The organism is Membranihabitans marinus (assembly GCF_019802045.1).
Taxonomy (GTDB): domain Bacteria; phylum Bacteroidota; class Bacteroidia; order Chitinophagales; family Saprospiraceae; genus Membranihabitans; species Membranihabitans marinus_A.
Genome location: NZ_JAHVHU010000007.1, coordinates 22133 through 44445, shown reverse-complemented (window position 1 = coordinate 44445; position 22313 = coordinate 22133). Strand labels below are relative to the sequence as shown.

Genomic DNA, 22313 nt, shown 5'->3' with positions numbered 1-22313 from the left:
GAAAATTGAGATCGATCCTCCCCTGGATTCTTTTATTTTTAAGGCCATCGGGCATCGGGTTTCAATCCGGTAGATGCCTGATCATATGAATTATTACTGTTTCACCACTCTTGCAAAATTCGTTTTATTTCCTCTTTTTATTCTCACTATATATATGCCCGGTTGTAAATGGGTAATTGAGATTCGAGGATCCTGATCATATACCTGGTCAGGATGATGACTCACTTCCATTCCTTCCAAAGTATAAATATGTACTTCCCACGAAGATCTTCCGTTATTTTTATTCAACCATTTAATATGGAAAAAATCATTGGCTGGATTGGGATAAAGGACGATCTCATTATCCAAAATAGCCTCCTGTGCATTCGTTAGCACATTGGTGATTATGCCTGTGACCGACCACATACCATATCCATCATTGTTCCGTTGTCTTACCCGCCAATAAAGTGGATTATCGAATAAGTCATCATCCAGTATAAACGACTTTTTGTGCAATCGCTCATCGATTACAATAGCTGAAAATGCCCGGTCCCGTGCTATCTGGATCTGTGAGTTGGTGGTCTCTATCGCATTGTCCCACCGAAGCCTGATGTTCTGGCTGTTGTCCACCTTATCTAGTCCCGGACGAGGAAAGGTGAGGATGGGCGGCGGTGGTACATCGAATGTCGCCCTTTGTTCCGGAATAAAAGCCTGTAGTTCGTGCAGGGCCGCCCATCCGGGGGCGGCGGGAATACGGACCCGGATCCGTTGGACATTTTTAATGCCACCATCCGGCTGGTAGGTCAGCGCTTCAAAATTAACACGCTTACCTTTAAAATGGTGGATTTTCTGATAATCATTACCGGTACTTTCAGCGCTTACCAGGATTTCATGTTCGTAGTAATGCGGATCGTTGGAGCCCGTCTCTACGTAAAGAACTATGGATTCCAGATCATATTTTTTTCCAAGATCAACCTCCACCCATTGCGGTGGATCACCTCCTGATATCCAGGGGGTAGTCACTGGTTTTCCATCCACCACATTGGCCGCTTTGAATTCCTCCTTCCATACCATGGAAGCTTTGGCCGGTTTTCCTTTTGCCACATTGGTTTCTGGTAACACGACCTGGCAGGGATTGGTTTTGTAAGCGGGGGACAGGACTTTTGCTATAAAAGCGCCCGCGTCGTTGCCACCCCAGGGATCATCGGGCTGGCTAACCGGTACCCGGTGCCGTTCCCAGGTCCAGTACAGGAAGCCATCGATGCCTGACTGACAGGCTGCTGATTGCCAGGCATCAGATAGTTGAGCTGCTGGATACTCCGATGAAGCCAGCGGAAGAAACGAACCATATTCTCCAAGCACCACCGGCTTTTCCCTATAATTTTCAATTCCATAATTGGTGAGGTGGTCGGCCATGGATTCAAAACCGGGATACATGTGCACATCAAAAAAATCAAGTTCCGAATTCTCCAGCAATGATTTAAAAGGCACGATCCGGTAATCGCCCGGTCGCAGATCGATGGGGTTGGAGGGGGTAAAGAATCCACAGCAAACGAGTGCTTCCGGATCCAGTTCCTTTATTGCCCGGGTTGTGGTGTTCGCCCAGTATTTCAACCCTTCCCTTGCCAGTTTTTTCTTGTCAGCCGCGGTATTCATGTTGTAGGTCCTGCCATTAGCTGCGGTTATAGAGCGTTTAAGCGTATAAGGCGGAATGTTGTTCTCCACAAAAAACTCGTTACGCAGTTCGTAGGCCCAGATATTGGAAAAAGGAGCGTCTCGTTTTTGTAGTTCTCTAATGAAATCCGTGAAGAATTTTACATACGACTCCACCCCTTTGGGCGAAAGCAACAGGCAGTTTCCCCCTTCAAAGTCGCCGGTGCTGTGACAGATTTCATGAGCGGGACCTGAGTAATCTCCCAGGTCTGGCAGCCAGTTGGCGGTGAGCATCACTTGCAGACCGTATTGACGGGCTCGTTCCAGTAATTCGACCATATGATCCATGTATGATTCCACCAGGCCGTCTTCATCAGCTATGCACCGGGCATCGCGGCACAGATCGATGAAAACTCTTACAGCATTGTACCCCAGCGCACTTATCCGTTGAAAATCGCTGTCTACATCAATAAGATTGTGGGAGTCATCCAAGAATAACGCCGACTCCCCATACGGCCCATTGGGAGATAAAACCAGTTGTATGTAATTGAAGCCGCGGGGTAAAAAGGTTTCGCCGGTCTGGCGGTCGTAAAATTCAGCTTCCCCGTTGGTTGTTCTAATGGCGATTCGGTACTGGCTTCGGGGATGAGGTTGCTGGGAAGATCCAGTACCACTGCTTAAAAGAAGAACAAAGATTGAAATTAGAAATGCTTTCATTTTCCATCATTTAGAAATTATTCCGCTGACCTCTCCATCTTCGTTTTATGGGCATCAAAACTGATACGACCAATTCATTCCGTATGGATTCGCGCTTAGGCTAAACTATGCTTGAAAAAGCGCCGCTGCAACGATCGCTATGTCCTGCTTCCAATTAGCTGCACGCGATTTCTTCACTTCTACTACCGTTGCATTTGACCCATAGGAACCGCTCAGTCATGCCTCGTAAGTGCATAAAATAGCTTCGTCCATTCTACTTGGATTACTTCGTATCCAATTCCTTAATATACGGAATTTTAATAAAAAAATATGGCGATAAAAGGGAACCGCAAATTACAGCTAGAATGTTTCATGATTCAATCAGTTTCATTAATACGTCGCCAGGTCGATTCATTTTGGTCCACGGTGACGAATCGCCACAATGATCGAAGTACGGCCCATTACTGTAATGAGATTCATGAGGAATCCCGGGTATACGGTGAATCATTGATAAAGGATTAATCGATACGTATCTCCGGGCTATCTTATTAACCAATGTTTCCACTAACACGTCGCTAATTCGTTTAGAGAATTTTACAAAAATTAACATTTATTATTCCTTTATCCCGGATTCTATCGCATACTCCACTTCCAGCGGATCTGTCCGAAAAAGGGCTTCTGCCAGACTTCTGATCTCGGGGAACACTTTCATGACTCCGATCCATACCGTGACCAGTAACAGGAACAACGATAACCCGAGCAAGCCATTCACATAAATCTCCTGAAACCGGATTGCTAACAGCATGAGTAGGGTCAGGAAACCCGCCAATATTCCATAGCCTGACCTGGTTAGTACAGCGCGGGGCACTGCGATCATTTGATTCCCTTTCTGAATGAACGTTATCGCCATGATCGTCATCAAATTGGCCGACATGCCTACCCACACCGGATGAATGTTCAGATGAAACTCCGAAACGGACCATCCGCTGAGCGCATACCAGCCCAGCCCGGCAGAAAAACCAACCACCATCGAATAAACCACGGAGGTTCGGGTGGCTGGTTTCCAAAAGAGCACCGCCACGACCGGAGCAAATGTGCTCGAATTGCGGAGCGTCCAGGCCAGGATATTCCACCACGCCGATTGTTCTGTTCGCAAAACCCCGAAAGCGATCATCAGAAAAGTCAGCAGCAACAACGCCTTTTTGGTGTAACTGACCAACTGGGCTTCGGTGGCTTTTGGATTCAGAGCTGCCCCCACATCTTTACCCAGACTGGTGGCTCCGGAGAACTGACAAGGCGCACCCCAACTCAGGGCACACGCCCAGACGCCCAGAAAAAACAGGCCGACCAGCGGTGCCGGCAATACTTCGGTGAGGTAATGGGGCAAAGCCACCAACCCCTGCGAATACCCCGGCACTACGATGGCGGCCGCTACCCCGAACACAATCGCCAGTAAAATAAACGGTACGCCAAACAACGCCGCCAATTTCAAACCCTTTTGACCTTCTTCCGGAGTCTTACAGGACAGCGCCATTTGAAAGGCGGCCTGAGCCAGGATCACATTGACCAGAAAGGTGCCCATCCACGCCACGATCACCTGGTTCCCCACGGCGTTTAACGAGAACATCGCTGGTTTTTCCACAGCAAACGCCGTCAATCCGTCCAGTCCGGGATTTAGGAGTACGGCATATATCCCCACGCCAAACATCAGGATAAAGACAAAAAAGTTCAGTGTCTGGGTGGTAGCGATCGACCACATCCCGCCGGCCCGCAAATAAAAATACAACAGAAAAGCCGTAAATGCGATCGAAGCCGTCAGTGATATCCCGGTGAACACATGAATGGCCGAAGCAAATCCGATAGAGGTTGCGACCGACCACATGGGAAAGGCAAAGGCCGTGATGGCCCCGCCGATGCCCAGCGCTTTTCGCCCGTACTTTTCACCAATCATCCCGGATACCGTCACCACCAGCTTCTTACGAAAGGGCCCGATGATCAGATACGCAATGATCAGTACCTGAATGGTTTCGGCCACGCCGTACCACACCGCTGAAATCCCGGTCAGATACGACAACTCCAGCACCGATATAAAGGTGGAGCCCGAAAATAATCCCGTAATGCAAAAAGCAACCATCCATTTGTTGAAGGTCCGGCCGCCCACAAAATAGCCGGTTTTATGGGCTCGTTTCCTGGAAATGGTTCCGACCCCAATTAAGATGAATGTATAAATCAATGCAAATCCGATCAGCCATACGCCTACTTCTGTCATATTTGTCGGTGCTTAGAGGTTATTGAAAAACGGGTGTCTTGAGCCGGGCTTGGACATCGACCGAATGCGCCAAGGTGTCCTGGATGGGGCACTGTGCTTCGACGTCGCGAACCAGCTGCTGCAGGATTTCCGGATCTTCGTCCGAGAAGAGCACGGTTTCATATTCCAGCTGCTGAAAGCCGGGTTTTACCTGATCTCCCAACGCCAAAAATCCACGTATATCGATGATCCCTTTGAGTGTGATTTTGACATTTCTCAATTCGATCCCTTTTTGGGCGGCCAGGATCTTATAGACGACGGTCTGGCAGGCACCCAATGAAGCCAGTATATATTCCAGGGGGTTGGGACCGGAATCGTAACTCCCGATGGGCTTTTCTTCATCCAGCGTGAATTCAAAATCGCGGACTCTCGCTTGTACATTGTAGCGGTCTCCGATTTCGGTTTGCGCATGGACCGTTTTTTGGGCCTGTTCCGGGTGGGTTTCAATAAATGTTTTCGCTGCGGCGTACGCTTTGTAATTTGTTTGTGACATGGTTAATGTGTTTTAATTGATGAATATTAAATGCGAATGATTTCTCCTTTGGAGTTTTGAACCGCTACCTTTTGGGTGATCGGTACCGGATTGGCGATGATGTCGTTCACGGGACAGAGCTTTTCGACCTGCTGAAAAATTTCTTCCAGTTTTTCCACGGGTGCTCCCGAAGTAACTTCGGTTTCCAGTTCTATCTTCTGGAATCCGGGTCGAACGTCCGGGTCGATCCCAAAAAATCCGAGGCTGTCCGATACGGCTTTGAGATCTACCTTGACCTCGTCCACTTCTATGCCTTCTTTCAAGGCCAGTGCTTTGTAGACGATCGAATGACAGGCGCCCAGCGCGGCCAATGCGTATTCTGTTGGTTTGGGCGCCTGATCTTTCCCGCCGATGTTGCGGGGTTCATCGATCTTAAAGGCAAATTGCTGGGCTTTCGCGATGACACTGAGTCCGTCACCATATTCGGTCCGGGCCTCGTAGGTGAAAAGGGCCTTTTCGGGCTTCCGTTCAAAATGGTTAATGACCTGATCCAAGGTCTGTTTTAAGGTGGCATAAGACATAATAAATGAGTTATATAGGTTAATAAAAAAGAATAGTTGTTCATTGGCGACCGACGCCGTTGTGGGCGCGGTGGCTGGCGTCGTTTTTCAGAAATGATCAGAAATGGGCATGAAAATCCCACCTCGCTGTACAGCGGGCTGAAGTCTCAAAAAGGACGGGTGGATGAGGGTCGTGGTGCTAGCAGCAACAACAAGGACACATATACATTGACATGGTGTCGCTGTGGTGGTGCGTGTCAATACGGGACGATGCAGTGATCGCTTTCACAAGTGTCGGAAAAAAGGTCGAGTGTTGCATTTCAAGTGTTTTATATGCTCTTCTAATGGAAGACAGGAATTGGCACCTTTCAGTTGTGGTTGCCAGCGGGTCACAGAGCCAGTCTCTCGCCGCTTCTTTATAAATAAATTTGGTTCAATCAGTATTTGAACTTCGGTGCCAAAGCTATAAAACATTTTACGCAACCAAATATTTTTGGGAATTTTTTTAAAAAATAATTGGATCTGCCCCTCAGAACGGCGTGTCGTATTTTTACTACAAAGGTTTACAAGTTTTACTACAAAATGACAGTTGATGTCGATCTACATTTGGAATAGCCAAACAATTAGATTTCAATCGGAATGTAGTCACGAAAAGAGGTCTGTATCGCGTCGGAGCTGTAAAAATGAAACAACTAAACCCTTTTTCACTCCCGTGCTAAAACTTGAGACACCCCCGATGCTAAGACCCCTGGGAAATGGCTAACCCCAAGCTCGAAACGGCTTAAACCATAAAGATTCCCAAAGTTGAGAAGATCACAAACTTTGGGAATTTTTTTTATCCCACACCTCCTATTTCTTGTTTCAATCCCGATCTTGTTGAGGTTCTAATTTGTCCGTATCAATATGTTCCGAGCCTACAGCTCTCCAATTATTTTGATTTATCTATCCACCGGTTGAAACCGGTGGCTACCACATTCGGTCGAGCCGAAGGCTCTCTTCCAAAGCATAGCGACCCACAGTTTACCTCCCGTGACAAAGGCGGGAGGCAAAGCTCCCCAACGCCCAAAAGCGCAGCGTCCCAACTCCCAAAACGCAGCGTCCCACTATATTAGGTGCCAGACACTACCCCTCCCACCAAAACCACTCCGCAAGTGTCTAACACCAGGGGGAGCAGGGAGGCCCAGGGACTCATACACTTACCTCCTTTTGTAAAAAAGCAGACTGCGTTCCACTTAAGCCCTGCAAGGGCGTTGGTATATCAGCGATGGGCACAGCCCATCGGTAATGGTGTCGGGGGAAGATTGAGCCCTGAAGGGGTGACGGTGAATATGTAATGGTGAATGGTTGATGAAGATCGCATGTACAGTCAAAATATCCAAAGCGGAGCACCCTAACACCTAACGGCGCAGCGTCCTTTTATATAAGGTGCCCGACACTACCCACCCACAAAATTTCCCGGCAAGCTGTCTGACACCAACTACCATAGCGCTAGCGTCCCAACGCCCAAAAGCGTAGCGCCCTGTCAAATTCTTACTACAAGAACTTACAATTTTGACTACAAGTCATCCTCCGGGCTGCCCCTATATTTGTATTGTCAAACGAAGACAAAGACAATCAAAAATAAATTTAACCCACAACCCACAACTTAAGAATTATGAAAAAATCAATCATTATCACCGCCCTGGCTTTTGCAGCGATTGTATTCACTACCAACCAGGCCACCGCACAAAATGCAACAGCACAAAGAACTTCAGCTACCACCCAGGTAAACATCAACCTGTCTGATGTTATCTCTATAGATCCGGGGAGTGTGGCTGACGGAAGCACAGTGGAGTTTAACTACAACACGGCAGCAGACTACAACTCAACGCAGACAAAGAAAGTCCCCAAGAGCTTGATCGTCACCTCCACAAAAAGTTTTGATGTCAATGTCAAAGCCAACGGTGCGAACTTCGAAAAAGGTAGCGACTTCATCCCGGTGGATGTATTGACGATCAAGCCAGTGACCGGTGGAACAACGACCATGACCGGTACACCGTCCAATGTAGTCTTGTCCACCTCGGATCAGAAACTGATCTCGGGAGCAGATCTGGGAAGCTCCTTGGTATTGGATCTGGAATATGTGATTCCACAGGCTAAATCTTCTTCCTCAGATATACTGGGAAAACCCGCCGGAACCTATACCCAAAAGGTGACTTACACCGCTACAGCGTTGTAAAACACATCCAAGGAATGAAAATCTGAAAATCGGCGAAATCCGCAGACGATATAATAAAAATTTAAAGATTCCTGCAGTTCGGTAGTTCTGCAGGAATTTTTTTATGGCCAAACTGTGATTTTCAGATGTAACTTTTTTACAAGTAGTTTGCCCAAAGAGAACCGATGTTATTTGATCATCGTTCAAGAATACTTGTTTTCTGTCCCATCCAAACCTGATACCATTACATAAGGTGCCAGACACTACCCACTCACAAAACTTCCCGGCAAGTATCTGACACCAACTACCAAAGCGCTAGCGTCCCAACGCCCAAAAGCGTAGTACCCTGTCAAATTCTTACTACAAGAACTTACAAATTTGACTACAAGTCAGCCTTCGGGCTGTCCCTATATTTGTATTGTCAAACGAAGACAAAGACATTCAAAAATAAATTTAACCCACAACCCACAACTTAAGAATTATGAAAAAATGGATCCTCCTTTCCGTATTAGCGCTTGCAGCGATTGCATTCACTACCAACCAGGCCGTCGCGCAAAACGCATCGGCTCAAAGAACTTCAGCCACCACCCAGGTAAACATCAACCTGTCTGATGTCATCTCCATTGACAGAGGCAGCGTGGCGGATGGAAGCACAGTGGAGTTCAACTACAACACTGCAGCGGATTATAACTCTACTAAAAAAGTCAACGTTCCCAATAGTTTGATCGTGACGTCCACAAAGAATTTTGACATCGTGGTAAAAGCTAAGAATGCGCACTTCAAAAAAGGAGGTGATCATATTCCTGTGGATGTGTTGACCATCAAACCGGTGAGTGGCGGAACAACGACTATGACCGGAACACCTTCTGATGTGGTTTTGTCACCTGCCAAGCAAAAACTGATTTCAGGAGCTGCCCTTGGAAGTTCACTTGTTCTGGAACTGGAGTATGTGATTCCACAGGCGAAATCCTCTTCCTCAGATATACTGGGAAAACCCGCCGGAACCTATACCCAAAAGGTGACTTACACTGCTACGGCGTTGTAAAACACATCGAAGGAATGAAAATCTGAAAAATCGGCGAAATCCACAGACAAAAGAATAAAAATTTAAAGATTCCTGCAGTTCGGTAGTTCTGCAGGAATTTTTTTATGGCCAAACTGTGATTTTCAGATGTAACTATTTTATAAGTAGTTTGCCCAAAAGGAACCGGTGTTATTTAATCATCGTTCAAGAATACTTATTTCTGTCCCATCCAAACCTGATACCATTACATAGGTGCCAGACCCTACCCACCCACAAAACCTCCCGGCAAGTGTCAGACACCAACTCCCAAAGCGCAGCGTCCCAAATGCTAAAGCGCTAGCGTCCCAAATACCAAAGCGCTAGCGTTCCAACGCCCAAAGCGAAGCGTCTAGATCGGATGCGTTTATCGGATTTTCTTCACGTTGGGGCGATGATTTCAGAATCAGTGAGTTAAGAGGGATGGACCGGATATTGTTTTTTAAAATGGCCAATAAAATATTTACCAATGGTATGGTATAAATTTTGGAGGATATTGCTTAGATTGTGGGCCATTTAATTAAAAATCATGAAAAAGGCTATCTTCATCACCGTATTAACGCTGGGGATGATCGTCTCTGCATACCTTTGCGGAACGGCCCAGAATCATTCCGCAACGACTAGTGTGAAGATCAACCTTTCGGATGTAATCTCCATAGATAAAGGCAGCGCAGCCATCGGTGGCGTTGTAGAATTTAATTATCTGACCGCTGAAGATTATAATTCCACTAAAACGGCCAGTGTGCCCACCAGTCTCATCGTTACCTCAAGCAAATCTTTTGATATTGATGTGAAGGCTAATGGAGCCAACTTTGAAAAAGGAAATGACTTCATACCCGTCAATGTATTAACGATAAAACCCGTGACCGGCGGTCCCAATCCCATGAATGGTACCCCGTCCAATGTCGTGTTGTCCGCTGCGGATCAAAAGTTGGTTTCTGGTGCTGATGTAGGCGGTGCCCTGGTGCTCGAATTGGATTATGAGATTCCTCAAAGTCGCTCTTCCTCTGTGGATATGATGGGGAAACCATCGGGTACGTATACGCAGACCGTCACCTATACAGCTACAGCACGATAGCGTGCCTGCTCGAACGATCCGCCATGATGTAATTGAACCCCGACGCTCTCTTATTAATCCAAGGTCTGAAATCCCTGCACCCCAACAGCGCAGTTTACCTCCCGTCACGAAGTAGGGAGGGGCCCCAAATCCCAAAAGCGAATCGGTCTTTTATATATTAGGTGCCAGACACTCCCCCTCCAAATCACTTCCGGCAAGTGTGACACCAACTGCTAAGGCGCAGCGACCCAACTTCCAAAGCGCTAGCGTCCCAATACCCATAATCGCAGCCTCCTTGTAAAATTCTTACTACAAGAACTTACAATTTTGACTACACGTCAACCTTTGGGGTGCATCTATATTTGTATTGTCAAACGAAGACAAAGACAATCAAAAATAAATTTAACCCACAACCCACAACTTAAGAATTATGAAAAAATTGATCCTTCTTTCCGTATTAGCGCTTGCAGCGATTGCATTCACTACCAACCAGGCCGTCGCACAAAATGCAACAGCACAAATAACTTCAGCTACTACCCAGGTCAACATCAACCTGTCTGATGTCATCTCTATAGATCCAGGGAGTGTGGCTGACGGAAGCACGGTGGAGTTTAACTACAACACGGCAGCAGACTACAACTCAACGCAGACAAAGAAAGTCCCCAAGAGCTTGATCGTCACCTCCACCAAGAGTTTTGATGTCAATGTCAAAGCCAACGGTGCGAACTTCGAAAAAGGTAGAGACTTCATCCCGGTGGATGTATTGACGATCAAACCAGTGACCGGTGGAACAACGACCATGACCGGCACACCGTCCAATGTGGTTTTGTCTACCTCGGATCAGAAACTGATCTCGGGAGCAGATCTGGGAAGCTCCTTGGTATTGGATCTGGAATATGTGATTCCACAGGCGAAATCTTCTTCCTCAGATATTCTGGGAAAACCCGCCGGAACCTATACCCAAAAAGTAACTTATACCGCAACTGCACTATAAGCACAGAACCGTTTCCCAGAAAAAAACTCCCGTGCTAAACCATCGATTGACCCCCATTACTAAACCCCAATCGGAAACGGGCAGTTATCCCCCCAATTTGAAACAGCTAAACCCCAAAGATTCCTAAAGTTATAAATCTGCCTTAACTTTGGGAATCTTTCACTTTAAAATCATTCGTGTTATGCGATTCTGTTTCTTAGTATTTGTTTTCACAATCTTCACGAACTCCTCCGGGGCTGCGCAAGGCGTGTCCATGTCTCCAACCCGACTTTTCTTCTCGGGAAATCCGGGTGAAACTGTTACAGAGACGGTGATATTAAACAACAGTTCAGATGCTGATTATACACTGAGCATCAATTACAAAGATTGGGAGCGAAATATTCACGGAGACAAAGTGTATTATGAATCGGGTACGCTCGAAAAATCCAATGCATCCTGGGTATCTACCTTAGAAAATACGGTGACAATTCCGGCCAACTCCACCAAAGAAATTGTGGTGACTATGAAGATTCCGGAGACCGTCGCTGACGATCAGGTCACCAATTGCATGATGTTTTTTACCCAGCTGGCTACGCAAGCGGATGAGGCTGCGGTGCAAGGCGGAATCGGCATTATTACGCTGTTTGAATTTGGGTTGCACATCTATCATACGCCACCGTCCAATTCGGTCAAAAGTTTGGAAATTACCAATATGGAAGAAGTGACGGACACGGATACAGAAAGCCGAAAAGCAGCTGTGACGATTTTCAATGATGGAAATGTGGTTAATGATGCCACCGTAGAATTTGAATTGACAAATACGGACACCGGTACAGAAATTAAACTGGATCCACGCCCCATTTCCATGATGCCTGGCTCAGAGCAAGTGGTACTCTTTCCATTACCTGAAGAGCTATCAGGCAACTATCTCGGCGTGACTATAGTGAAGATGGCTGGTTCAAATGATATGCGAGTCGGAGAAAAAACTTTTGCCTTTTAAATCTCACCTTGAAACATACCTGTCAAATAGCATTATTTATATGGAGAGCTTTACTGACCGGCGTGGTCGTAAGCTTTTTGGCCGTTTCTATGCTCAGCGGCCAGGAGCTGGCTGATGTTGAAACGTCTTTTCAATCCAAAACGGTGGCTGTTGACCAAGGGACTACCTTTACAAATTTTTTGGTAGTGGAAAATAAGAGTGACCGGACAATCACCGTTCGAGACATCACCCCCACCACGAACTATCCGGGACTGGTGTACTTTCCCAGGTCGGAAAACACGATATCACCCGGAACGGGTAAACGGTTGATTATAAAGTTTATCGCCAACGTGGAATTTATGAAAATGGAGACCGATTCGGTGACTTTTGAATTTACCATCGATACTGGGGAAGAAACTGAAAATCGCCGGTTGATGTTTCAGATCCAGAAAGAAGAAGAGAAACAAGTAGTGATCTATCCTTTTTCGAGAGAAAAATACATCAACCCCGCTGAGCCGGAGTCTACCGTCTTTATTTTTGCTGAAAACAGAGGGTATTCGCAAAGAAATATAAAGCTCGACATCCAATCGCTTCCAAATGGCCTGGAAATCACCCCCAAACAGTACACTTTTTTATTGGAAGGTCTGGAAAAACGAATGATCGAATTTAAGGTGTCCGTTCGCAATAAAAGAACTCTTTTTCCGGATTACAGCATACAGATCAGGGCCACTGATCTGGTTGACCAGTCTAGTGTGGCCACCAGTACTGTAAAAGTGATCGTTTTGTCGCACAACAGGCAAATTGGTCGCCCGGGTGGGACGGGCGGTGGAACGAATTATGCAGAAGTGGCCTACACCGATCACAGTTCCGGGCTGAACTATATGCAGTTCAGAGGAAATACAGAATTTTCGGCTGAAGACCACTTTAACGGCCGGATAAATGTGACCGCCGATTACTATAGGACGAGTGGCTTGTACAATCTGTATGACACTTGGTTGGAATTGCAACGTAGGGGAACAGAATTGAGACTTGGGTCCATTTACGGAGCGGATTATGATTACTCCATTTCAGGACGAGGGGGGAAGATATCCAGAAAAATTGGATCTGATAAAGAAGTAGAGCTATTGGCGCTTGAAAATAATTACATGCTGTTGGGCACCTATTTTCCGCAGACCAAAGGCGCCAAAATGGTGGGTGCTAAGTATCTTTATGGAGAGAGGGAGGGTTTCAACGGCAAAGTTTCTTACATTTATGATCACGATCCCAGACTTTCGATCACGACCCACGTGACTAATTTTTCTTCCTCCGCTCCACTGAGTTCCGGGCACAATCTTCGTTTTGAAGCAGGGCTGAGCCACGAAAAAGGTTGGATCAATAAGGATAAGAGTCCGGGAGTTTCGGCGGGATTGAATTATGACGGCGAGATTGGCAAATGGCGGTTTCATTCCATTAACTCCTACGGATCGGGTAATTATGCAGGATTGAACCGGGGTTCATTTCACTTTAACCAACGCGTAGACCTAAGACTCTCAGACCACAACCGGCTGTTTATGCATTATCACAATGCGCAGATACAGCCTGAATACCTGAGCTTTCAGAGTCAGCAAAGCCCGCCGGGAGGAAGTTTTTATCCTGAATATTTTTACAGTTCCCAAAATTTTAAAACAGGATATCAGCATGCCCGTCGCACTTGGAATGTACTTATTGCTCCTCAGGTTGAAAAGCAAAAGAATACGGTCAATTCTGATGCACACGAGCTGCTGGCTTATCGGATTCAGACTAATTTGGGGACCTCTTTTGGATCGCACGGGCTCCATCTTACTGCAGAATATTCGTATTCCAAGGCAGCCGGCCGGCCCGATTGGTTTCACGGGTTTCGGGCCAATATGCTGTACCGTTACCGGAGTTTTTCATTGAACAGCTCTGCTCAATGGAATCCCACCAGCGTCATTGATCTCAATGCCTATTACCTGGAAAATGAAGACTTCGCGAACTACAATATATACGGTTCCTATAATTTCCAGACGTCGGATCGGACCTTGAGCGGTAATATTTCTGCGGGAATCAGTTATTCGGGGCTTTATCAGAATATAAACAACAATGCCACAGCAGATGTTGAATATAAGCTATCCCCCGCTTGGGCGGCGACAGCTTATTTTAATTATGTCCGGTACAGTGCCATTCAGAACGAAGGATATGTGGGCGACAATTTCCAATTTAGGGCGGGGATAAAAAAGTATTTTAGAACGGCGACTTCAGCTGGAAATCACAAACTCAGTTTTATATTGTTTGAAGATGACAATTTCAACGGAGCCCTGGATGCGGACGAAGCTGTGCTTCCCAATGAGGTGATTATGCTGGATAATTTTGTGGCCATGACCGATCACAACGGGAAAGTGACTTTTCAGAATGTTCCGAAAGGAGCCTACACGTTGAAAGTTAATGAGCGGACCGGGGCACGAATGATGATGGATCCCATGATCGTGGTGCACAAAAATAGAACAATAAAAGTGGGTTTGGTTAAAAATGTACGGGTAGCGGGAAAACTATCTGAAGTGAAGCAACAATACGATGAAAAAAATACAGATGTCTCCGGCCTTATGGTTTATGCAAAAGATGAACAAGGAAATATTCAGACTGCCGTTGTCAACCGAAAGCATGAGTTTGAATTTTTCCTAACGGACGGATTTTATGACATTTACATCAAAAGCGACAAATACCACTTCGACACCCCGCTTCAGACGATAAAGGTGAAGAAAGGCACGCAGCCGGAATTTATGGTGTTTGAATATAAGAAGAAAGATACCACCATCAAAGTGAAAAAGTTTTAATGTGATACGTATGAAAACATGTGCCGGGTTTTTTAGGGGACTTTTTGTAGTGATGTGCACTTCAGTATTTTTGCAGGCCCAGGACGTATATATTTCGATCCCATTAGCCAATATTATCAATAGGGCGGAATATAGTACAGTTGAAAATGTGTTATACGCGAGTCATCAAAAATGGCGAGAGTCCGGGAAGGAACTTATAAACCCGACTTTTACATCTATTTCTAGTTCGGTATTTAGACATCGCACTGAGAATGGATTGACACTACCTGCAGATGTCCTGCAATTTAGGTTGAAAAGAATCAGAGGCAAAGACGCACCCTTTCATCATAAAGACACCTGGCCTGGATTTAAAGTATTTTCCAGTTCACCACAAACTTGGTACGAGCCCGTCCATAAAGTGCATTACAAAGGGAATGTTGATTTTACCTTTAGAATCCCGGCCACTCAATTTACCAGCAATGTGTTTCTTGCCGGAGATTATGCCATGGAGATTACACACAATTACACCGGTTCGTATGAAGAAAGTTTTACGCCGGAAAGGTTCTTTGTAGTGCTTTCTATCCCCGGCGATATTTTGTGGCAGACCGCCACGCCGTCAAAATACATCGAGATAACCTCTTTAAATGACTTTCGTACCTCTTCAACCAAAATGCTGGGTGATTTGGGCAAGGCGGAGATAGGACACACGGTGGATTTTAATTTGTTGGCCAAAGCGGCATCGGCATCCATTGGTTATACGTCTTCCAAAGGGGTTTCGGGCCGACGGGACCTATCTGCCATTCGTCTGGGAGGTACCCACCCATCCCTGAAGACTCAATCCTTGGCTGCGACCTGGAAAAATTATTCCGCTGCGCCCCTAAAAGTTTCTCCGGGCAATCGCCAGAATTTTATTTTACAATTGTCGGTTGCAGCGGCTGACTTAAGGAACCAGTTTTTTGAAGCCGGCACCTATACATTTCAGCTGAATCTCGACGCTAAAAGTATTGATAACTCGGTTTCCGCTTCGCAGAATACGGATGTGATCATCGAGGTTCCTCCGTTGTCCGAAATTGTAATTCCGGCATCGGGTCAGTCAGTCAACTTTGATTTCAATACGATGACCCACTATAGAGACGGGCAGTCTAAGGTCATGCCCCGTCAAATCAGGTTGTCCAACAATGAAAACTTTGAGCTGTATGTGAAGTCAGCCACCTCCTATTTTAAAAAAGCCGGGATACAAAGCGATGTCGCCGCACAGACTTTGCAAATCGGAGTGGATGGGCACCCCCTGAATGTTCCTCTGTCGGTCACGCCTCAAAAAATTATTTTAAATGGAACGCCGGTATTGGATCAGGAACTCGATATCAAGTACACGATTCCGTCCACCAGCGCTCGAGATTTAGTGTCTAAAGAGAAGACAACCTATTCCATCGATGTGATCTATAGTTTTACGGCACTTTAATTTTTAAAAATTTATCTATTATGAAAAACCTACCGTCCGATCAATCCCCTCAGCAACTCGATGATATTTGTCGGTCGGAAACCCTGATCAGTCGCTACGACCATCAATTTAACTTTATGGTGCATTCTGTAGCTCAAATGACAGATGTCGCTTTTTGTGCGGTTCTGATGCCGTGCGAATGCAATCTGGTGGTCGCCTGTGCCACAGACGAAAGTATCAAAAGAGTATGGTTGCCGGATGAATTCACGAACCTGGCGGATACCCTCCAAATAGGTGGGAAGGCAGACACTAGATTTATAAAGAAATTTCCTGTAGAGAATGCTCAGGGGAAAATAGCGGCCTACTTGGTACTCGCCGATCACGAATCCAAAACATGGCGTGCTGACGATCAAAAAGTAGTGGATAGAGCGGTTAGCCACAGCCTGTCCATCATAGAATCCAACAACAAGAAATACCGGTTGGCCATGTATCATAAATTGTTTGATGTGTCATCGGGGTTGATGGGGATTGCTAATTTTGATGGGGTTTTTATCGAAATAAATCCAGCTTTCTCGGAGGTGTTGGGGATAGATCGCAACGAACTGATGGTTCATGAATATTTTGATTTTGTCCATCCGGATGACTACGAAAAGACGAGTTCAATCGTCCAGGAATTGCGGGCTGGACGTTCGATCAATCACTTTGTCAATCGATACATCACCAGAAATGAAGAGGTTCGATATATAGAATGGGCAGCGACACCCGACCTGGAAGATGAACTGATCTATACTGTGGGGCGTGATATTACAGAGTCTGTTCACAAAGATGAGCTTCTTATCAAGGGCAAGGAAAAGTTTCAAAAGTTTTTTAATAATGTCCGCGGCGTCTTGTGTATCCATGATATGGAAGGAAATTTTACCGAGTTGAATCTGGCCGGTTATATGGCCACCGGGTATTCACCGGAAGATTTGGGAAAAATAAGTTTGTATGATCTGATCCCACCCGAAAACCATGGTAAGGTCAGAGCATATCTGAATGCTGTCAATATGGGGGGGCAGGCATCCGGAGAGATGACGATGGTGAAAAAGAACGGCGAATCATCGATCTGGTATTTTTTGAGTGTGGTCAATGAAGATGCTGACGGCAATCGCGAGGTCTTGACAAATATGGTAGATATCAGCGAACGAAAAAAGATGGACCGGCAGCTAAAACAAGCCAAGGAAGAAGCCGAAATGGCTTACAAAGCGAAAGCCGAATTTGTGGCCAATATGAGCCATGAAATTCGAACTCCATTGAATGGCATTATCGGTTTTACCGAACTACTGTTGCAGACCGACCTGGATGAAACACAGCGTCAATACCTGGAACTCATCAATCAATCGGGCACCTCACTGTATGGCATCATCAATGATATTCTCGATTTCTCTAAGATTGAAAGTAACAATCTGGAACTGTCTTACGATAAGATCGTACTGGAAGAAGTGATTTCTGAAGCGGTAAACATCGTATTGTATGGACTGGAAAAGAAAAGACTCGAGGTGCTGCTGGATATCGATCCGTTACTGCCGCGGTACATGTGGATGGATGCCATGCGCCTGAAGCAAATCCTGGTCAATCTTCTTGGCAATGCTCAAAAGTTCACAGAAAAAGGCGAGATAAAGGTGTATGTCCGGGTGTTGGAAGAGTTAGGAAACAATTCCATGCGAATCCGAGTCGGTATCAAAGACACGGGAATCGGTATCCCGGAAGATAAGTTGCCCATCATATTTAAAGCATTTTCCCAGGGCGACGGAAGCGTGACCAAAAAATATGGAGGGACAGGACTGGGATTGAGTATTTCCAATAAACTGCTGGAGTTGGCAGACAGTCGGCTTCAGGTGGAAAGTCAGGAAGGTGTCGGAAGTGATTTTTTCTTTGATTTGAGCGTCACGACAGAGGACGAAGAATTGGATCTTAGGTTGGGAGAAATCAAGCGGGTGTTGGTGGTAGATGACAATAGTAATAACCGCAAGATATTGCGTCGAATGCTAGAGATCAAAGGCGTGGAAGTGGAGGAGGCAGACAGCGGACTCAGGGCTCTGATGACGCTCTCGGATGACGCCAAGTTCGATGTCATTATCATGGATTATCACATGCCCATCATGGATGGAATCGAAACCATACGCAAAGTCAAGGAATTACAAGCCAATCAGAACAGCGAACAATCATTTATCGTGTTGTACAGTTCCTCAGACAACGAAGAGCTGAAGCAGGCTTGCCAGGAATTGGACATCGAAAATCGACTGGTGAAGCCGATCCGAATGAATCAAATGTATGATGTGTTGGCGAAGATCAAAGACATTCAAGAAAAATCAGCACCTTCGAAACCGGAAATTCCCGAACCGACCGAACAAAGTTTACGCATATTGATCGCTGAAGACAATCCGATAAATATGACACTTACCCGGGTATTTGCGAACGAATTGGTGGCCGATGCTTATGTGATAGAAGCCAGGGACGGAAAAGAAGCCGTCGATTTATTTCAAAAAGAACAACCGGATTTGATTTTTATGGATATCCAGATGCCTAATCTCAATGGGTATGAAGCCACCAGAAAGATCAGAGCCTTGGAAGATCATGTAGAAATTCCTATTATTGCGCTGACAGCCGGAACGATGCCGGGCGAAAGAGAAAAGTGCCTGGCAGCCGGAATGAATGATTTTTTAGCAAAACCTCTTTTGAAAAAAACTTTTGCTGCAATGTTAAAAAAATGGGCTGGATCTGATATACAAGATCCCGTCTGAAAAGGGAGGATTTCTTCGATTCACTTTCCCACTGGTGATAGGCTTATCCCATGACGCGCCGGAAAGTCAGAAGTTTCAAAAACGTTCGTTCTGTTCACTCGCATTTCCGGCAGACTGTTTTATTGAAATTATTCTGCGGACGGAACCATGGAGAACAACCACGACATCAACGAACAACTCGAAGCCTTAAGGGCCGAAAATAAGCGCCTGAAAAAGGAATCCAATCTAAAAACTGCCTGGATATCGCTCTTATCGCATGATTTTAAGGGTGCTTTCAGTAGTTTGCTTACGCTTCTGGATGCCCGGGAGCAGAATGCCATCAGCGATGCCGACTTTTTTCAATTGCTGCCACAGGTCCGTCAGGATGCACAAAGAAACCTCAAATCAATTACGGCTACCAGTGACTGGATCAAAACACAGCAGGATGGATTTCGCCTGCGTCCCTCCGAAGTATATGCCGCAGAGTTGTTTGTTTACCTGAAGCAAGAATTTAAGGAGAGCTTTCAACGCAAGCGGATTCGGTTTATTCTGGAAGGTCCGGAGACCTCCTCAATTCATACCGATCGACTGCTGATTCAATTTATACTGAAAGGATTGGTGGATAACGCTATCAAATATTCCTACCCGGACAGTACCATCGTATTTAAAGTAGCAGATTCTGACCAGGGTACGACCTTTTCGATCATCGATGAGGGGATGGGCATGGATCAAAAACATGTAGATTCGATCTTTACCTTCGATTCGCCTGTATTTCGAAGCACAGAAGGAGAAACAGGAGCCGGAATAAGCATAAAAATTATTAAAATATTTGTATCTTTGCTTGGAGGAATTATAGAAATCGAATCAAAGATGAAAATGGGCACTACCGTTTCTGTTTTTCTACACAGAATTTAAAAAATAGAATAAGATGCAGCATGATCCACGCATATTGGTTGCGGATGACCATGGGATAGTCCGTATGGGATTGATCCAGGTCATACAACGGTTGAAGCCTAAAGCTATCCTGACCGAAGTCAATGATTATGAAACATTGTATGCCCACATTGGCAAAGAAAAATATGATCTGGCGATCATTGATGTTAATATGCCCAATGGGACTGTCCAGGAAGCCATCGAGATTATCAAAATCAAGCAACCTAAGATGAAAATTTTGATCTTTTCATCGCAGGATGAACAGTTGTATGCGATCCGGTATTTGCAGATGGGAGCAGATGGATTTTTACATAAACTTTCGTCCAGCGAAAAGATCAACAAGGCCCTCAATACCATGTTGGAAGATGGAAAATATATTAGCGATGAAGTGCGGGATGCCATGGTGATGTCTACTTTGAAAAAACAAAACTCATCCTCTGCTTCGATAGAGTCCCTGTCCAATCGCGAGCTGCAGGTAGCAAATAAGTTGTGCGAAGGGATTCCGCTCAAAGAAGTATCTGACCAGCTCAACCTTCACACATCGACCATCAGCACCTACAAAAATCGGGTTTTTGAAAAGCTTGAGATTAGTTCCATTCCCGAACTCATCGAGCTGTTTCGCATGTACAATCAATAGCCTTGCTGGCGGTGTTGTCTTCACCCTATTACGGCGGATCTATCAAATACTCAGCTTAGCTTTTAATTTTAACAGGCAGTGTGCACAGTCATACCACCACGGCCTATGGCGGTGGTTCCGGGAATCCCGCTTGTCAATCCCTGGACGTGTGTAGAAAAGACACACTCATCCGCATAATTCACCACAGCACCTGGAACTACCCAGCCATCCGAATAATCGCTTCGTTTTGACCTCAATGAGAAAGCTCAACTCATCTTCATAAACACCTCCAGATCGTCCAGGAGCTATTCCTGAAATTCATCACAGCTGAGCGCTACATTCCGATCTCCCCTCCAAAAGCCGTTTTTTTTCGTTCGGCTACCCCTGTTTCATAGGCCGCTTTTTTTACGGCTCGGGCAACCATGCGCACTACTTTTTTATTGAATACGCTCGGGATGATATACTCTGTGCCGAGATCATCTTCATCGATGCACTGCGCAATAGCGTGTGCAGCCGCAAGTTTCATGGCTTCATTAATGTCGGTGGCCCGGCTATCCAAAGCGCCCCGAAAAATCCCCGGGAAGGCCAGAACATTGTTGATTTGATTGGGGTAATCACTGCGGCCAGTAGCAATGATACGTGCAAGATCATTGATTTCTTCCGGCTGGATTTCGGGCACCGGATTAGCCAATGCAAAGACCATCGGGTCATCGGCCATAGCTTCCACATCCTTCCGGGTGATAATCCCTGGTCCACTGACTCCAATGAGCAGATCGGCATTTTTCATGGCATCATGAAGGTCACCAGATTCATTCCTGGCATTTGTATTCTCGGCCAGCCATTTTTTTATGCCGTCCGTAATGTCATCCCGGTCCTTTTGGATGATCCCCTTGCTGTCGCAGACCAAGATTTCCTCAGCACCAGCTCCACGCAATATCCGGGCAATGGCGACACCGGCAGCTCCGGCACCGACTATGACAATGCGCAGATCTTCCATTTTCTTCTTAACGACCTTCAACGCATTGATGGTGGCCGCAAGCGTCACCACTGCAGTGCCGTGTTGATCATCATGAAATATTGGAATGTCCAGTTCTTCTTTGAGCCGTTGTTCGATCTCAAAACAGCGCGGAGATGATATGTCTTCCAGATTGACGGCGCCGAAACCCGGTGCCATCCATTTGACCGCTGAGATGATTTCATCGGTTTTTTTTGTGTCCAGACAGATTGGGTACGCATCGATATCTGCAAATTCTTTGAACAGCATGGCTTTCCCTTCCATCACTGGCATCGCTGCTTCCGGTCCGATGTCTCCTAACCCAAGTACTGCTGTGCCATCACTGACCACAGCGACAGAGTTCTGCTTGATGGTCAACGTGCTGGCTTTTTCCTTGTTTTTTGCGATGGCTTCACATACGCGACCCACACCGGGTGTATAAGCCATAGATAATGCATCGCGCGTGTCCACCGGCACCTTGTTCTCGATGCGAATTTTACCACCGAGGTGGAGCAGAAAAACCCGGTCAGAAACATAGCGGATTTTAATACCATCGATTTTCTTGACCGCTTCAACGATGTTTTTGGCATGAGCCTGATCCCGGGCACTGACGGTAACATCCCGCACCTTGAATTTTCCCTCTACTTTGACCACATCGACGGCACCGGCATCCCCTTTCTCCTGGCCTATGGCTTGAAGCACTCTGGCCAGCATTCCCGGTTTGTTCTCAATGTACAATCGCATGGTAAAGCTATAACTTGCACTGGGCTGAATTTCAATCATGGTGTGTTGTTTTAATCAGAAAATATGTCTGGGCACTCAA

Annotated in this window: 16 protein-coding genes and 1 riboswitch; of the genes, 11 read left to right on the top strand and 5 right to left on the bottom strand. The window is 46.0% G+C overall.

Annotated elements, in window-relative coordinates:
• Positions 1-93: 93 nt before the first annotated feature.
• The 4 genes from KUV50_RS07600 to KUV50_RS07585 all read right to left on the bottom strand — a co-directional run bounded on the left by KUV50_RS07600 (position 94) and on the right by KUV50_RS07585 (position 5689).
• Positions 94-2349 carry a T9SS type A sorting domain-containing protein gene (locus KUV50_RS07600; RefSeq protein WP_222579525.1) on the bottom strand — a complete coding sequence of 752 codons (2256 nt, stop codon included), beginning with the start codon at positions 2347-2349 and terminating at the stop codon, positions 94-96.
• A 592-nt stretch (positions 2350-2941) separates the two neighbouring features.
• Positions 2942-4597, bottom strand: coding sequence for a sodium:solute symporter (locus KUV50_RS07595; RefSeq protein ID WP_222579524.1), 1656 nt, complete (start codon positions 4595-4597; stop codon positions 2942-2944).
• Between the two features lie 19 nt (positions 4598-4616).
• Positions 4617-5129 (bottom strand): OsmC family protein, encoded by a 513-nt coding sequence (locus KUV50_RS07590; RefSeq protein WP_222579523.1) that lies wholly within the window; start codon positions 5127-5129, stop codon positions 4617-4619.
• 26 nt (positions 5130-5155) lie between these two features.
• Complete coding sequence (locus KUV50_RS07585; RefSeq protein WP_222579522.1) at positions 5156-5689, bottom strand: OsmC family protein; 534 nt, start codon at positions 5687-5689, stop codon at positions 5156-5158.
• Positions 5690-5725: 36 nt separating this feature from the next.
• Between KUV50_RS07585 and KUV50_RS07580 the strand changes: the two genes are divergently transcribed.
• From KUV50_RS07580 to KUV50_RS07530, 11 genes are all read left to right on the top strand, one after another.
• The gene (locus tag KUV50_RS07580) at positions 5726-5947 is read left to right on the top strand and encodes a hypothetical protein (protein ID WP_222579521.1); all 222 of its coding nucleotides are present in this window, start codon (positions 5726-5728) and stop codon (positions 5945-5947) included.
• Positions 5948-5994: 47 nt separating this feature from the next.
• A riboswitch (SAM riboswitch) is annotated at positions 5995-6093 on the bottom strand.
• A 1229-nt stretch (positions 6094-7322) separates the two neighbouring features.
• Positions 7323-7886 (top strand): hypothetical protein, encoded by a 564-nt coding sequence (locus KUV50_RS07575; protein ID WP_222579520.1) that lies wholly within the window; start codon positions 7323-7325, stop codon positions 7884-7886.
• A gap of 460 nt (positions 7887-8346) precedes the next feature.
• Positions 8347-8910 carry a hypothetical protein gene (locus KUV50_RS07570; RefSeq protein ID WP_222579519.1) on the top strand — a complete coding sequence of 188 codons (564 nt, stop codon included), beginning with the start codon at positions 8347-8349 and terminating at the stop codon, positions 8908-8910.
• Positions 8911-9454: 544 nt separating this feature from the next.
• Positions 9455-10003, top strand: coding sequence for a hypothetical protein (locus KUV50_RS07565; RefSeq protein ID WP_222579518.1), 549 nt, complete (start codon positions 9455-9457; stop codon positions 10001-10003).
• 409 nt (positions 10004-10412) lie between these two features.
• On the top strand, positions 10413-10976 hold the full coding sequence (locus KUV50_RS07560; RefSeq protein WP_222579517.1) for a hypothetical protein: 564 nt from the start codon (positions 10413-10415) through the stop codon (positions 10974-10976).
• A gap of 181 nt (positions 10977-11157) precedes the next feature.
• On the top strand, positions 11158-11955 hold the full coding sequence (locus tag KUV50_RS07555; RefSeq protein WP_222579516.1) for a DUF916 domain-containing protein: 798 nt from the start codon (positions 11158-11160) through the stop codon (positions 11953-11955).
• Between the two features lie 8 nt (positions 11956-11963).
• On the top strand, positions 11964-14765 hold the full coding sequence (locus KUV50_RS07550) for a hypothetical protein (protein ID WP_222579515.1): 2802 nt from the start codon (positions 11964-11966) through the stop codon (positions 14763-14765).
• 10 nt (positions 14766-14775) lie between these two features.
• A complete protein-coding gene (locus KUV50_RS07545) occupies positions 14776-16206 on the top strand; it encodes a hypothetical protein (RefSeq protein ID WP_410000035.1) in 1431 nt (476 codons plus the stop codon).
• Between the two features lie 20 nt (positions 16207-16226).
• A complete protein-coding gene (locus KUV50_RS07540) occupies positions 16227-18968 on the top strand; it encodes a PAS domain-containing hybrid sensor histidine kinase/response regulator (RefSeq protein WP_222579513.1) in 2742 nt (913 codons plus the stop codon).
• A 147-nt stretch (positions 18969-19115) separates the two neighbouring features.
• Entirely contained in the window at positions 19116-19862 is a 747-nt protein-coding gene (locus tag KUV50_RS07535; protein WP_222579512.1) for a sensor histidine kinase, read from the top strand.
• 13 nt (positions 19863-19875) lie between these two features.
• Entirely contained in the window at positions 19876-20517 is a 642-nt protein-coding gene (locus KUV50_RS07530; protein WP_222579511.1) for a response regulator transcription factor, read from the top strand.
• 313 nt (positions 20518-20830) lie between these two features.
• Here the strand turns inward: KUV50_RS07530 and KUV50_RS07525 are convergent, their stop codons facing one another.
• Positions 20831-22270 (bottom strand): NAD-dependent malic enzyme, encoded by a 1440-nt coding sequence (locus KUV50_RS07525; RefSeq protein WP_410000034.1) that lies wholly within the window; start codon positions 22268-22270, stop codon positions 20831-20833.
• Positions 22271-22313: the final 43 nt, after the last annotated feature.

What these genes read in the sequence shown, in the direction of transcription:
- KUV50_RS07530 (WP_222579511.1), top strand. Translation starts at nt 19,876, where the DNA reads ATGCAGCATGATCCACGCATATTGGTTGCGGATGACCATGGGATAGTC.
- KUV50_RS07545 (WP_410000035.1), top strand. Translation starts at nt 14,776, where the DNA reads ATGAAAACATGTGCCGGGTTTTTTAGGGGACTTTTTGTAGTGATGTGC.
- KUV50_RS07570 (WP_222579519.1), top strand. Translation starts at nt 8,347, where the DNA reads ATGAAAAAATGGATCCTCCTTTCCGTATTAGCGCTTGCAGCGATTGCA.
- KUV50_RS07535 (WP_222579512.1), top strand. Translation starts at nt 19,116, where the DNA reads ATGGAGAACAACCACGACATCAACGAACAACTCGAAGCCTTAAGGGCC.
- KUV50_RS07600 (WP_222579525.1), bottom strand. Translation starts at nt 2,349, where the DNA reads ATGAAAGCATTTCTAATTTCAATCTTTGTTCTTCTTTTAAGCAGTGGT.
- KUV50_RS07590 (WP_222579523.1), bottom strand. Translation starts at nt 5,129, where the DNA reads ATGTCACAAACAAATTACAAAGCGTACGCCGCAGCGAAAACATTTATT.
- KUV50_RS07540 (WP_222579513.1), top strand. Translation starts at nt 16,227, where the DNA reads ATGAAAAACCTACCGTCCGATCAATCCCCTCAGCAACTCGATGATATT.
- KUV50_RS07555 (WP_222579516.1), top strand. Translation starts at nt 11,158, where the DNA reads ATGCGATTCTGTTTCTTAGTATTTGTTTTCACAATCTTCACGAACTCC.
- KUV50_RS07565 (WP_222579518.1), top strand. Translation starts at nt 9,455, where the DNA reads ATGAAAAAGGCTATCTTCATCACCGTATTAACGCTGGGGATGATCGTC.
- KUV50_RS07575 (WP_222579520.1), top strand. Translation starts at nt 7,323, where the DNA reads ATGAAAAAATCAATCATTATCACCGCCCTGGCTTTTGCAGCGATTGTA.
- KUV50_RS07595 (WP_222579524.1), bottom strand. Translation starts at nt 4,597, where the DNA reads ATGACAGAAGTAGGCGTATGGCTGATCGGATTTGCATTGATTTATACA.
- KUV50_RS07560 (WP_222579517.1), top strand. Translation starts at nt 10,413, where the DNA reads ATGAAAAAATTGATCCTTCTTTCCGTATTAGCGCTTGCAGCGATTGCA.
- KUV50_RS07585 (WP_222579522.1), bottom strand. Translation starts at nt 5,689, where the DNA reads ATGTCTTATGCCACCTTAAAACAGACCTTGGATCAGGTCATTAACCAT.